This window comes from Frigidibacter oleivorans (assembly GCF_003993775.1).
Taxonomy (GTDB): Bacteria; Pseudomonadota; Alphaproteobacteria; order Rhodobacterales; family Rhodobacteraceae; genus Frigidibacter; species Frigidibacter oleivorans.
This window is the reverse complement of record NZ_RJRZ01000005.1, coordinates 132,103-145,299: the sequence shown is the minus strand read 5'-3', so window position 1 is coordinate 145,299 and position 13,197 is coordinate 132,103. Positions and strand designations below refer to the sequence as shown.

Annotated in this window: 13 protein-coding genes; 6 read left to right on the top strand and 7 right to left on the bottom strand. The window is 63.0% G+C overall.

Annotated features, from left to right (window positions below; all coding sequences use genetic code 11):
• Nucleotides 1-31 precede the first annotated feature (31 nt).
• Genes EEY80_RS09165 through EEY80_RS09155 form a run of 3 tightly spaced genes read right to left on the bottom strand, consistent with a single transcriptional unit; the run spans nucleotide 32 to nucleotide 1,354 of the window.
• Nucleotides 32-346 (bottom strand): TrbC/VirB2 family protein, encoded by a 315-nt coding sequence (locus tag EEY80_RS09165; RefSeq protein WP_125327832.1) that lies wholly within the window; start codon nucleotides 344-346, stop codon nucleotides 32-34.
• Nucleotides 347-351: 5 nt separating this feature from the next.
• On the bottom strand, nucleotides 352-1,062 hold the full coding sequence (locus tag EEY80_RS09160) for a lytic transglycosylase domain-containing protein (protein ID WP_125327831.1): 711 nt from the start codon (nucleotides 1,060-1,062) through the stop codon (nucleotides 352-354).
• Entirely contained in the window at nucleotides 1,034-1,354 is a 321-nt protein-coding gene (locus EEY80_RS09155) for a hypothetical protein (RefSeq protein WP_125327830.1), read from the bottom strand. The genes EEY80_RS09160 and EEY80_RS09155 overlap by 29 nt, the downstream gene beginning before the upstream one ends.
• A 167-nt stretch (nucleotides 1,355-1,521) precedes the next feature.
• Here EEY80_RS09155 and EEY80_RS09150 point away from each other — a divergent pair, with 167 nt between their 5' ends.
• From EEY80_RS09150 to EEY80_RS09140, 3 genes are all read left to right on the top strand, one after another.
• Nucleotides 1,522-1,824: a hypothetical protein gene (locus EEY80_RS09150; protein ID WP_125327829.1), complete on the top strand. Its 303-nt coding sequence runs from the start codon at nucleotides 1,522-1,524 to the stop codon at nucleotides 1,822-1,824.
• Between the two features lie 59 nt (nucleotides 1,825-1,883).
• Complete coding sequence (locus EEY80_RS09145) at nucleotides 1,884-2,525, top strand: hypothetical protein (protein WP_164517409.1); 642 nt, start codon at nucleotides 1,884-1,886, stop codon at nucleotides 2,523-2,525.
• A gap of 216 nt (nucleotides 2,526-2,741) precedes the next feature.
• Nucleotides 2,742-3,587 (top strand): hypothetical protein, encoded by an 846-nt coding sequence (locus EEY80_RS09140; protein ID WP_126976264.1) that lies wholly within the window; start codon nucleotides 2,742-2,744, stop codon nucleotides 3,585-3,587.
• A gap of 74 nt (nucleotides 3,588-3,661) precedes the next feature.
• On the opposite strand, the gene EEY80_RS09135 is transcribed toward EEY80_RS09140, so the two are convergent.
• From EEY80_RS09135 to EEY80_RS09120, 4 genes are all read right to left on the bottom strand, one after another.
• Nucleotides 3,662-6,832 carry an efflux RND transporter permease subunit gene (locus EEY80_RS09135; protein WP_126976263.1) on the bottom strand — a complete coding sequence of 1,057 codons (3,171 nt, stop codon included), beginning with the start codon at nucleotides 6,830-6,832 and terminating at the stop codon, nucleotides 3,662-3,664.
• Entirely contained in the window at nucleotides 6,829-8,292 is a 1,464-nt protein-coding gene (locus EEY80_RS09130; RefSeq protein WP_108437568.1) for an efflux RND transporter periplasmic adaptor subunit, read from the bottom strand. Before EEY80_RS09130 ends, EEY80_RS09135 begins: the two co-directional genes overlap by 4 nt.
• The gene (locus EEY80_RS09125) at nucleotides 8,289-8,684 is read right to left on the bottom strand and encodes a FixH family protein (RefSeq protein WP_126976262.1); all 396 of its coding nucleotides are present in this window, start codon (nucleotides 8,682-8,684) and stop codon (nucleotides 8,289-8,291) included. Before EEY80_RS09125 ends, EEY80_RS09130 begins: the two co-directional genes overlap by 4 nt.
• 556 nt (nucleotides 8,685-9,240) lie before the next feature.
• Nucleotides 9,241-9,681 (bottom strand): MerR family transcriptional regulator, encoded by a 441-nt coding sequence (locus EEY80_RS09120; protein WP_126976261.1) that lies wholly within the window; start codon nucleotides 9,679-9,681, stop codon nucleotides 9,241-9,243.
• Nucleotides 9,682-9,764: 83 nt separating this feature from the next.
• On the opposite strand from EEY80_RS09120, the gene EEY80_RS09115 reads away from it, so the two are divergent.
• From EEY80_RS09115 to lspA, 3 genes are read left to right on the top strand one after another with little or no spacing between them, the layout of a single operon-like run.
• Nucleotides 9,765-12,083 carry a heavy metal translocating P-type ATPase gene (locus EEY80_RS09115; RefSeq protein ID WP_126976260.1) on the top strand — a complete coding sequence of 773 codons (2,319 nt, stop codon included), beginning with the start codon at nucleotides 9,765-9,767 and terminating at the stop codon, nucleotides 12,081-12,083.
• 4 nt (nucleotides 12,084-12,087) lie between these two features.
• The gene (locus EEY80_RS09110; protein ID WP_126976259.1) at nucleotides 12,088-12,711 is read left to right on the top strand and encodes a methyltransferase family protein; all 624 of its coding nucleotides are present in this window, start codon (nucleotides 12,088-12,090) and stop codon (nucleotides 12,709-12,711) included.
• 8 nt (nucleotides 12,712-12,719) lie between these two features.
• Nucleotides 12,720-13,193: a signal peptidase II gene (gene lspA, locus EEY80_RS09105; RefSeq protein ID WP_235829768.1), complete on the top strand. Its 474-nt coding sequence runs from the start codon at nucleotides 12,720-12,722 to the stop codon at nucleotides 13,191-13,193.
• Nucleotides 13,194-13,197: the final 4 nt, after the last annotated feature.

Below are 13,197 nucleotides of genomic sequence, written 5' to 3'. Positions count from 1 at the left end.
CGATGCCACCCGGCCTGTCGCCGATCCCGCCTTAGGGGGCCGCAAAGCCGTCGATGATGGTCGCGGCCGAGAAGACGAGGACCACACCGAAGAAGATCGCAAGGAAGAGGGGCCAGTTCAGGCGGCCGGTGAACATCATGTAGCCGGCAGCCACGACAGCAAGGATGGCGATCAGCCGTCCGATCGGGCCGGTCAGCCCGTCCACCACGACCTGCAGCATGTTCTCCAAGGGGTCGAGGTTCTGCGCGAGAGCGGGCTCCGCGAGGATTGCCGCGAAGGGCAGCGCCAGCAAAAGGGTGTGCAAAGCCAGGCGCGGCAATCGCACGCCAAAAAGATTGCGGAACATGGGGGTTACTCCGAACTGAGGGTTGCGTTGGTCAGCCGCAAAACCTTGGCCACATGGCCCTCGGTCTCGGCATAAGGGGGAATGCCGCCATAGTCGCGGACCGCTTCGGGTCCGGCATTGTAGGCGGCCAGAGCAAGATCTGCAGCGCCGAAGTCTTCAAGCTGGGCGAGGAGATAGCGGGCTGAGCCGTGCAGATTGTCTTCCGGATCATGGGGATCGACCCCGAGGAGATCGGCGGTTCCTGGCATCAGCTGACCCAAGCCGATGGCACCGACAGACGACCGCGCATCTGGATTGAAGGCAGATTCCACGGCGATGTTGGCCCGAAAGAGTGCGAGCCATTCCGTCCCGGAGAGCCCCGCCGCATTCAGCGCAGGATGGCGGAGGTAGTCGTCGCCGACGTCGAGTACGAGATCCTCGATTTCGGCTGTGCCACGCGGACCCCTGCCCTTCGGGGTTGTGCCATAGGACGCGAGCACAACGAGACCATCATCAGCTGCATCGGTCTTAGCATCATCTGTGAACTCGGCGTTGTTCGGATCGCCGCGTTTGGGAAGCTTTTTGCCAAGATCGAGAACGCTGGCCCGAACCCGCAAGTCCTCTGCCCCTGTCCCCAGATCAATGACCTCGGCCAGGGCACCTTGTGCGGCAATGAGCCAAAGCGCCAGCCCTGCGCCGAGGGTCAGATCAGGGAATGGGCTCCACCGCTGCGTCATGGGTCCAGGTCGCCTTCTCGCCCTTCTTCAAAGGAACGGGGACCGTGGTCAGACCCAACTCGACCGCGAAAGAGATCAGACCGGTGACGGTCTTGAACTCCCGTGGTTCGAGCCCGCGCGAGATCACCAGAAGGGCCGTCTGGTCGCCAAGGCGCAACTGGATGCGCCAGGTGCCTTGCCAGACATTGAGAACCTTCTTTGCGTCCTCGACACAGAGGGCTTCGACGATGCCGCCTTCGGTCAGGGCCTCCTTAAGTCCGGCCTGCAAGATCACCGGGGTCAAGTTCCTCATGGGTTGGCACCTTCCGAAGCAACACGCTTTCGGCAGAACATAGTGCATGTTGCGCTGATGAGAAACATGTCGTCGCACAACATGGCGCTCACCTAGCGGTAGAATCCTATTGCGTCAATAGCGGTGTTTTGCAATTCATGCACATGTTTTGAAACCGCGGACCGTGCATGCCCCTTCTCCGCTCCAGACACGCTTGCCTCGCCGCCGCCGCCCTGTTCACGATGCCTGTCTGCGGCGTCGCTCAAGGTGCGACGGCGTTGGACTGCTTGCCGCCGGTCCCGCCTGCACCGGTGACCGATGCTGCCACGCGCGCGGAATATCGCGTGGAGATCGGGCAGGAGTTCACGGCCTATTTCGATGAGGCGCAGACCTATCTGCGCTGTCTGGATGCCGCGCGAGCCCAGGTGTCCGAAGAGATCAACCGCGCGATCCACGACTACCAGGCTCTTGGCGAGGACCCGGACGGATGACCGCGTGAGATCAGGTCCCCCTACCCTTCCCCTCCCGGCATCTTCACAAGGAAACTCCCATGACAAGACTACGAGCTGCGGCCGCCCTGGCAGCGACCGCCATGTCACTTTCTGTTGCGGCTCCGGCACAAGCCTACCCCGTCGATTGCGCGATCCTTCTCTGCCTCGCAGGCGGCTGGCCAGCCTCGACCGAATGCGCCCATGCCCGCACCGTCTTCATTGCCCGGATCACGCCATGGCCGGTCGAGCCACCGCTGCAAATCTGGAACTGCCCGATGCGGGCGAGTTTCCGCGGCGAGGCCAAACCGATCGAGCGCCTGTTCGACATCGCCGTTCGCGGAGAGACTGCCCCGCTCATCTCTGTCCCGAAAACGCCGTGGGCACCTCAGCTCGTCCAGGATCGGGCAGATGTCGATATCTCCGATCCGGCGTTTGACTTTGTCCGCTCGATCCGCGTGTTCGAGATCACCTACCAGCAGAGACGCAACTCTGACGGCGACTGCAACAGCTGGGGCGCCGTGTACATGGGCACCTATGGCGCTCAGGGCGACTACAGCCGTCGTCGGAGCAGCATTTCTGCGGTGCCGACCGCCTCAGACCTCACCGTGCCGGCAGACTGTCGCAGCTATTGGCACCGGTCTGTTTTCGTCGAATGGCGCGACTATGAAGGGAGCTACGGACACGAAGAGGTTCATTACTGAGAACATGAACGACCGCCCTCCCACGAAACGATCGAGTGACCGGATCCCCAGAAACAGAAACGACGCCAGACCATAGGCCCGACGCCGCACTGATTTCCTCGTGGTGATGGAAATCTAGCGCGAGCTTTGGGTCCGTTCAACCGGCAAATGCCTTTGCCGGAACGAAATTTTGCACGGCTCACGGTCTGGTGTCGCCCCAAGACGGAACGACACATCATGGAACTCACGACCGGCGCCATCCTGCGCCGCATCACCGAAACACCACTCTCCACTGCGGCCCATAAGCTCGCGACGATCATCCTCGACGGCATCGCCTGGAAGGATGGCTACAACGGGCTTGAACGCGGAACGGCCGCGTTCACGCTGGCGCACCTCGCCGAAAAGATGGGGGTTTCCCGGCAGCATCTGACGGCGCTCCTGGTCGAGCTCGCGGCGTCCGGCTTGGCGCTGGCCCGGTGGAAGCCCAATGGCAAGTTTGCGCCCTGGCTGTTCCGGTTCGGGGGGCATATCGCAACTGGAACAGCGCCAGATGTCGTGTCATCTGCAGGCGACACATCACTATCTGGAGACTCTAAGAACAAAACTATCTTTGCAGGAAAGATCGAGATCGGCGCAGTAGCCAGCGTCTACCACACGCCTTGGGCAGAATTGATCAAGTCAGCGAAGGTGTCGCTTGCCTGCTGGAACGTCGATACGCAGATCATCTGGGAACGTTTCCTGACTTTCAACCAGTCGCGCGGCAATGCCCATGTCCCGGCTGGCTACTTGCTCGGCTTCATGCGGCGCTGGCGGACCAGTTCGTCAAGCCGGGCTCCAACGTTTTCATCGGAGCCGGAGCTGCTGGCCAAAGAAGATCCGAAAACGCTCGAGCTCCATCAGCAGATTCGGGCTGCTCCTAGTGCCAACCGACAGTTTCACGCATCGGATTTGTGCAGCCTGATTGGCCAAGCCGCCTACGATGCTCGTGTCCTAGATGTCGTCCGACAGTTCGGCTGTCCAAGGTTCACTGCAATCCTTGCCGTGCACGGACGCGCCGTTTTGGCAGGAGAAATCTCGCGATGAGATGGCTTGATGCGGAAGAGAGACCTCGGACATGCTTGCTCCAATCATTTCTGCCGGGGTTTCTCCGACCACTTTCAAACCAGGGATTGACCCATTGGCTTCACGACGGCACCACCGTTGGCAAGGTCTCCTGCCTTCGCCAGCCCGCGCCCCTTGATCAGTGCGTAGACAGCCGGAATCACGACCAACGTCAGGATGGTGGACGACACCATCCCACCGATCATCGGCACGGCGATACGGCTCATAACCTCAGACCCGGTGCCATGCGCCCAAAGGATCGGCATCAGGCCCGCCATGATCGCCACCACCGTCATCATCTTGGGCCGCACCCGTTCGACAGCGCCGACCATGATCGCGGCATCCAGATCGGCGCGGGTGAATGGGCGTCCTGCGCGGGCGACCTCGGCCCTGCGTTCCGCCAATGCATGGTCGAGGTAGATCAGCATGATTACCCCGGTTTCTGCGGCGACACCGGCCAACGCGATGAACCCGACCGCGACAGCCACCGACGTGTTAAAGCCCATCCACCACATCAGCCAGACGCCGCCAACCAGCGCGAAGGGCAGGGACAGCATCACGATCAGGGTTTCGGTCAGGCGGCGGAAGTTGAGAAACAGCAACAGGAAGATCACCGCCAGTGTGATCGGCACGACGATTGCCAGCCGAGCCTTGGCACGTTCGAGGTATTCGAACTGACCGCTCCAGCCCAGCGAATAGCCGGGCGGCAGGATCACTTCGCCAGCCACTGCCGCTTGTGCCTCGGCGACATAGCCGCCCAGATCGCGGCCCGCGATGTCCACGAAGATGTAGACGGCAAGCTGACCGTTCTCAGTGCGGATCGACGTCGCACCCCGTGTACGCTCGACAGCGGCGACCTCGCCCAGGGGCACAGTGCCACCACCCGGAAGCGCGACCTGAACCTCTTGCGCGATGGCCTCGGGATCCTGGCGCAGCGCTGCGGGATAGCGCAGTGCCACGTTGTAGCGCTCGCGTCCCTCGACGGTCTGAGTGATCGCCTCGGCCCCAAGCGCCATGGCGATAACCTCCTGCACGTCCTGGATCGACAGGCCGTAACGCGCCAGCCGTTCCCGGTCGGGCACGATGTCGAGGTAATAGCCGCCGATCACCCGTTCGGCATAGGCGCTGGTGGTGCCGGGAACATTCCGCAGCACCGCCTCGACCTGCCGCGCGACTGCCTCCATTTCTGTAAGGTCAGTGCCGAAGACTTTCACCCCCACAGGAGTGCGGATGCCGGTGGCCAGCATATCGATGCGGGCGCGGATCGGCTGGGTCCAGGCGTTCGAGACGCCGGGGAATTGCAGGGCGGCGTCCATTTCCAGCCGCAGACTTTCCATCGTGACGCCCTCGCGCCACTCATCCTTCGGCTTCAGCTGAATGATCGTCTCGAACATCTCGGTAGGGGCCGGGTCGGTTGCCGTCAGCGCACGTCCCGCCTTGCCGAAGACGGTCTCGACTTCCGGGAAGCTGCGGATGATGCGGTCCTGCATCTGAATCAACTCCGCTGCTTTGGTGACGGACAAGCCCGGCAGGGTGGTGGGCATGTACATCATCGTGCCCTCGTCCAGAGCGGGCATGAATTCGGACCCCAACTGCCGCGCGGGCCAGATTGTGGCGACCAGTGCCACCAGCGCGAGCGTGATTGTGAACACCCGCGCCCGCAGCACCCATTGGATGACGGGTCGGTAGATCGCGATCAGGGCGCGGTTCACCGGGTTGCGGTGTTCCGGCACGATCCGCCCGCGCACGAAGATCACCATCAGCGCGGGCACCAGCGTCACTGACAAGAGCGCTGCGGCCGCCATGGCGAAAGTTTTGGTTGCAGCCAAGGGGCCGAATAGGCGGCCCTCTTGCCCTTCCAGCGCGAAGATCGGCAGGAAGGAGACGGTGATAATCAGCAGGCTGAAGAACAGCGCCGGGCCAACCTCGGACGCGGCTTCGATCAGCACTTCCACCCGTGGCTTGCCGGGTTCCGCCCGTTCCAGATGCTTGTGGGCGTTTTCAATCATCACGATGGCGGCGTCGATCATCGCGCCAATGGCGATAGCGATGCCGCCAAGGCTCATGATATTGGCCCCGATGCCAAGCGCGCGCATGGCGGTGAAGGCCATCAAGAGGCCCACCGGCAGCATGATGATGGCGACCAGCGACGAGCGGACATGCAGCAGGAAGACAAATGTGACCAGCGCCACGACGATGCTTTCCTCAAGAAGTGTCGTCCGCAAGGTTTCAATGGCTGACAGGATCAAGTTGGATCGGTCATAGACGGTGACGATCTCCACCCCCTCGGGCAGGCTTCGCGCGATGGTCTCGATCTCGACCTTGGCGTTATCGATCACGTCGAGTGCATTGGCCCCCACTCGTTGTAGCACGATGCCGCTGGCGACCTCTCCCTCGCCATCAAGCTCTGCGATGCCCCGACGCTCATCGGGCACGATCTCGACCCGCGCTACGTCGCGCAGCAGAACCGGCACGCCCCCCTCAGCACGGATCGGGACCATTTCCAGATCGGCTATGCCGTCCAGATAGCCGCGCCCGCGCACCATGAACTCGAATTCCGACAGCTCGACCGTGCGCCCGCCGGTGTCCATGTTGCTGGCCGCAACTGCCTCACCGATCTCGGACAGGGTGATGCCAAGCGCCCGCATCCGCACCGGATCGACGGTGATCGAGTATTGTTTCACAAACCCGCCGACGCTGGCGACTTCCGACACGCCGTCGGCACCGCTGATGGCAAAACGCATTACCCAATCTTGCAAGGACCGCAGCTCGGCCAGGCTCAGGTTCTCGCCCTTCAGCGCGTATTGATAGACCCAGCCCACGCCCGTCGCATCTGGCCCAAGCGCGGGCGTCACTCCATCCGGCAAACGTGCTGCGGCGGCGTTGAGGTATTCCAGCACGCGCGAGCGGGCCCAGTAGGGGTCCACGCCATCTTCGAAGATGATGTAGACGAAAGAGATGCCGAAGAACGAGAACCCGCGCACCACGCGTGACTGTGGCACGGTCAGCATGGCCGAAGTGAGGGGATAGGTCACCTGATCTTCGACCACCTGCGGCGCTTGCCCAGGATATTCGGTCAGCACGATCACCTGCACATCCGACAGATCGGGGATGGCGTCGATCGGCAGTGTGCGCAGGGACCAAAGGCCCGCAGCCACGGTAAAGACGGTGGCAAAGAGCACAAGCAGCACGTTGCGGGCCGACCATTCGATAATGCGGGCGATCATGGGTTGGCCTCCGGGGTGGATCCGGGCGCTGCAAGGGCAGCCAAAGCCGCATTGAGGTTGCTTTCGGCGTCGATCAAGAAGGTGGCAGAGCTGACCACTATGTCGCCCGCGCCCACGCCGCTGACGATCTCGATCATGCCGTCGCCCTTGCGCCCCACGGTCACAGGTTCGGGCCGGAACCGCCCTTCACCCAGATCAAGGATCACCACCTGCCTGTCGCCGGTGTCGATCACAGCACCCTCTGGTACCTGCACCACGGGTGCACCGCCGAGCATGATTTCGACCTCGGCGAACATGTTGGCGCGTAGGCGCCCGTCCGGGTTCGGCAATTCAATCCGCAGCTTTCCAGTGCGGGTCATCATATCGATCTCGGGGTAAATGGTGTCGATACGGCCCGGAATCGGGCCATCCGTGAGGCCACGAAAGCTCACCCGAACCTCTGTTCCTACTGCAATCTCCATCAGCGCCGCTTCAGGCACTTCGGCGATGACCCAGACGGTCGAGGTGTCAGCGATGCGGAACAGGGTATCGCCCGCTTCCGACATCATGCCTTCGACCGCCATCCGCTCCAGCACCACGCCGCTGCGCGGGGCCATGATCGGAATACTCACTGTCGTCTGGCCCTCGGTCGCGATGCGGTCGATCACCTCTCCCGGCACGCCGAGGTTTTCCAATCGTTGCCGCGCGCCCTCCCTCAACCGCCCTTCCGACCGCACGTCGGTCAGGAACTGTGCAAGAGCGGCAGCGATCTCGGGTGAATAAAGCGTCACGAGCGGTGCGCCTTCGGCGATCGTGCTGCCCGTGGTCACATCGGCAACGGTTTCTATGAAGGCGTCGGCGCGCAACGAAATTACGCTGATCCGGCGTTCGTCCAGTTCCACGATGCCCGGCGCCCGTAATGTGGCCGCCAGAGGTGCCAACACTGCTTCGGCCGTCCGCACCCCGGTGCGCTGCAACTTGCCAGGGCTGACAGTGACCGAGCCGTCATCACTGTTTTCACCGTCATAGACGGGGATGTAATCCATCCCCATTGAGTCCTGCTTCGGCACTGGCGAGGTGTCTGGCAGGCCCATCGGGTTGCGGTAGTAGAGGATGGTCCGCTCACCTGTTTCAGCCATTGCCATTTCTGAACTGGGCTCGGGCGCAGGGCCCAGCGAGAGATCCTCGCTGGCGAGAACAGGCAGGAAGGCGCGCCCATCTGCCGTTTGCCGCTCGGATACCGACCATTCGGGCAACCCATCCGGGTGCCTCCAGTAGATCACCGGGCCGGTCGGCTCTGCTTCAGGGGCGTCAGCACCCGGCATGGCGACTGCGTCATTGCCCATCAAGACGGCAAGCTGCATCTCAGCCATGCCTATCAGGCTGGCCACGGTGATTCCCTTTTCGCCTGCGGTCAGCCCGATCCATCCGGCACTGCCTGCAACAAGGACTGCGGCAGTCAGCTTGCCAACCGCGCTCATGGCTCGGCTCGCAATTCCAGTTCTGCCTTCACGGTTTCCGGTTCACCCTGCACCTTGGCCGCCACCGAAAACCGCCATCCCCCCGCCATGGTGAGATCCGTGCTGAACAGGTAAGTGCCCGGGCCTTCGGCCGGCAATGCGGTGACAGCGGAGGTCATCGCCTCCATCCCGTCGGGGGCCATGTCCATGCGCGTGGCATAAATGACCGCGCCCTCGACCGGCTGGCCGGTGCGAAGATCGGTCAGACGAAGTTCAATCGTTACCCCAGAACCGACACGATGGTCGGTCGAGACGATCTCGAAACGGTAGTCGTCTGCACCTGCCCAGAGGGCAGATACGCCGATGAGAAGTGCCAGAACGGAGCCGCAAATGCGGCGGAACATGTTTGTCATGAGGAAGACCCTTTGATTGCAGCGACAGCGCACCCGCGAAGCCAATTGGCGCAGGTGCAAACGGCATCATCCGCGCGCTGACGCACGCGGCGGGGTCAAATGCGGGGAGGTCGTCTCAAGCCATCCGGCGGAAGCCCGGATGGTGGATGCAGGTCAGGAAGCATCAGGACTGCAGCAGATGCCTCCTCGGTAACAGAAAGCCCGGGGACTTGTACCAGGGCGAGCAATGTCATCCCGCCACGCGCCATCATTTCGCAGGCGACGCTGCATGCCTGGTCATCAGGGCAATCGCCTTCGCAGCACGGATCGGCTGCTGCCGCGATCTCCGCTGCAAGTCCGGCCGATACCTCACTGACTGTGGCCGCGAACAGGGACACAGCCAAAAGCACTGCTAAAAAGGGTCGGACCATCCACGACATCCAGAATGCATGACATGAGAAGAAAAATTCGGCAACGCACATCCGGTTGAACGGAGTACCGTTGATGCTCGAGCGGCCCGGGGCGGCGTTTTCGGAAAAGGCGGTGCTGGCTTAAATGGCGAGTGTTGCGGGTGCGGTTATTGCGTCGCCTCTATCTCCGGATGCCGATGATCGGTCGCGCAAAGCGAATGGTCGCCCAGAACTTCGATAACGCGGCAATCGGCGATCTTGCCGCCTGCACATTGCACGACCATTCGTTCAAGTTCGGCCTTCAGCGCTGTCAATCGCGCAAGGCGGCTTTCAACCTCTGCCAGCTGAGCCTTCGCGATGGCATCGGCAGCAGCGCAGGACTGATCCGGTCGGTCCGACAGGCTCAGCAGGTCGCGGATCGCTTCGAGCGTGAAGCCCAGATCGCGGGCGTGCCGGATGAAGGCCAGACGCTCCATCGCTTTGCGGCTGTAGAGTCTCTGGTTGCCCGCGCTGCGCTCGGCTTCGGGAAGCAGGCCGATCTGCTCGTAATAGCGGATCGTCGGTACCTTCACCCCGGCGGCCTCGCCCAACTTTCCGATAGTCAGCATCAGATTCCCCTTGAAGCTATAGTTGCTAGAGACATTAGGTTGCTGATTCGATGAAAGCAACTGCCCGCTCAGCGGCAGGAGGAATGACGATGTCGGAAGCTGCACGCGAAACATCCTGTGACTGGACGGTGACGGGCATGGACTGCGGGTCCTGCGCGACCAAGATCAAGGATGCGGTGACGCGCCTGCCGGGGGTAAGCGGCGTCGAGGTTGGCATCATGTCGGAACGCCTGCGCTTGACGCTGGATGAGGGACAAACCGGGCGGGACAAGATCGAGAAGACCGTCCGTGCGCTTGGCTATGAGATTGCGCCGCGCGCCGCCGGTGCGAAGAAGGACTTCGTTTTGCCGGGGGCTCAATCCGCACCTGAGCAGAGCGACATGCATCAAGATCATGATCACTCCGCCCACGCTCCCGCTGGCCACGATCATTCTGGTCACGACCAAGGCCCTAAGGCGGCCAGCACCAAGCGCGACGATAGCGGTCACGGCAGCCCCGGCCACGTTCATGACGACCCCGCCGACCGGGGCAAGCGCTGGTATCAGACCGCCAAGGGCAAGCTGGTCATCTTTACCGCCCTGCTGCTGGGTGCCGCCTGGGTCATCGAGTATCTTGCCCCCGAGATCGGTAAGTGGGCCTTCGTTGCCGCTTGCTTGATCGGCGTGGCCCCGGTAGCGCAGCGCGCCTTTGCGGCGCTGCGGATGGGACAGCCCTTCACCATCGAAAGCCTGATGACGATTGCCGCCGTCGGCGCGCTGTTCATCAACGCAGCGGAAGAGGCGGCACTGGTGGTGTTTCTGTTCGCCGTGGGCGAGGTGTTGGAAGGCGTGGCCGCCGGCAAGGCGCGAGACGGGATCCGGGCGCTGGCCAATCTTGTGCCGAAGACGGCGCAACTCGTTACAGGTGACAGCACGCGCGAGGTTCCAGCCGCAAGCCTGTCTGTGGGCCAGACAGTCCTTGTCCGCCCCGGTGACCGGATTCCGGCCGATGGCGAGATCGTGGATGGCACTTCGGGCGTGGACGAAAGCCCGGTCACCGGGGAAAGCGTGCCCAAGACGCGCGGCCCCGGGGACGCGGTTTTTGCAGGCGCAATCAACACCGAGGCGGCCCTGCGGGTCAAAGTGACCAAAGGTCGCGAGGACAACACCATCGCCCGCATCATCCGTCTGGTTGAAGAGGCCGAAGAGGCGCGTGCCCCGACCGAACGCTTCATCGACCGGTTCAGCCGCTGGTACATGCCTGCCATCGTCGCCGTCGCGGCGCTGGTCATCGTGGTGCCACCGCTGGTCTTCGGCCAGCCCTGGGACACTTGGGTTTACCGCGGCCTTGCCCTCCTGCTGATCGGCTGCCCTTGTGCGCTGGTCATCTCGGTCCCCGCCTCCATCGCTTCGGCCATGTCCACCGGGGCGCGGCGTGGGCTGTTGATGAAGGGCGGTGCCGTGATCGAAGCGGCGGCGAAGGTGGATGTTGTGACCTTCGACAAGACCGGGACGCTGACGCATGGTCGCCCGCAGGTGACGGATCTGGTGCCGTTCGGGACGACCACCGAAGCTGAACTTCTGGCCGTGGCGGCAGGCGTCGAGACCGGCTCGAGCCACCCGCTGGCGATTGCGATCCTGAACAAGGCCAAGGACGCTGGCGTTTCTGCGCTGCCCTCGCAAGACGCAAAGGCGCTGATGGGCAAGGGCGTTGTTGCAACCGTGGGCGGCGCTGCGGCCTATGTGGCCTCGCCCCGCTACGCGATGGAGCATGGCGGGCTGGATGGCCTTGGCCTTCGGCAGGCGACGATTTTTGAGGAGGACGGCAAGACCGCGGTCGCCGTGTTTCGCGAAAAGGCCCCGCTCGGACTGATCGCCATGCGGGACGAGCCGCGTGCGGATGCGAAAGACGCGGTGCGCCAGTTGACGGCCATGGGGGTGACTGCGGTCATCCTGACCGGCGACAACCCGCGCACGGCCGCTGCCATCGGCGGAGGCCTCGGCCTGAAGTTCGAGGCAGACATGATGCCGGAGGACAAGCTTGCCTACATCCGCGAGATCGGAAGTAAAGGTGGCGTGATGATGATCGGCGACGGCATCAACGACGCCCCCGCGCTCAAACAGGCAAGCGTTGGCGTGGCGATGGGATCGGGCACTGATGTGGCGCTGGAAACGGCCGATGCGGCCATTCTTCGTGACCGGGTGACCGACATTCCCGCCACGATCCGTCTGTCGCGCGCAGCAATGGCCAACATCCGCCAGAATGTGACCATAGCGCTCGGGCTGAAAGCCGTCTTCCTCGTGACCTCGGTCTTTGGTCTGACCGGCCTCTGGATCGCGATCCTCGCCGACACGGGTGCAACCGTGCTTGTGACGCTAAACGCCCTGCGTCTGCTGCGGTTTAACCCGGAACGCGAGGGCTGAGCAGATGATCTCCGGTTTTGGCTGGGCCGCGCTGGCCCTTCTTTTCGGTTATCTGGCGCTGTTCTTCTGGGGCAGCGCCCTGGCCGCACAAGCGGCGGGGCGTCCGGTCTGGCTGTTTGCCCGTGCCACCGGGCGCGACCGGCTGGCGGCAATCGGTTTCCGCGCGGCCTTTGCATTCGCCTTCTTCGGGCCGCTCCTCTGGCTCGCCGTTCCCGCGCTCCACAAGGTTGACCCGCTCTGGACCGAGGGGCGTGCTGTCCTTCTAGGCTTGGTCGGGGTCTTTGTCGCAGGGCTTGGCGCGATGGTGGCCTTTGCCGCTCAGATGTCGATGGGATCATCCTGGCGCGTCGGCGTGGTCGGCGGCGAAACCGGCGATCTGGTCTCCGGCGGGCTTTACCGGTTCAGCCGCAACCCGACCTTTGTGGGACAAGCGGCACTGCTGGCAGGTGTTGCGATGGCGGTTCCCTCTCTCCCTACAGTACTTGCCCCGGTCCTGTTTCTCTGGTCGGCCAGCACACAAGTGCGGTCCGAAGAGGCCGCCCTGCGCATGGCAATCGGGCCGGACTATGATCGTTACGCCGCGTCGGTCCCACGCTGGATCGGCAGGAAGAGCAAGGCAGCAGAATGACAAGGGTGATGCTGATTTCTCTGATTGCTGCCGCAGTGGTGGGAGACCAGTTGACCAAGACCGCAGCGCTGTCGCTGCTGTCGCAGGGGACTGCGGTCCCGGTCTTGCCGGGCTTCAACCTTTCCCTCGGGTTCAATACGGGCGCGAGCTTTGGCATGATGGGCGGGTTCATGGCAGGTAAGCCCCTCCTGATGGCGGCGCTGACGGGCGCGCTGACCTTCGCCTTCGCCGTCATGGCATTCCGGGCGCAAAATGCTTTGGAAAGGGCAGGCTTTGCATTGGTCGTGGGCGGGGCGCTTGGCAACATCATCGACCGGCTTCGGCAGGGTGCCGTGACTGATTTCCTTGATTTCTATTGGCGTGACTGGCACTGGCCCACGTTCAACGTTGCGGATATCTGCATCACCTTGGGCGCGGTCCTGATCCTTTTCGCCTCGCTTCCCCCTCGCCGCCGCAAGGAGCCGGTTCTTGACCAAAGCTGATCCG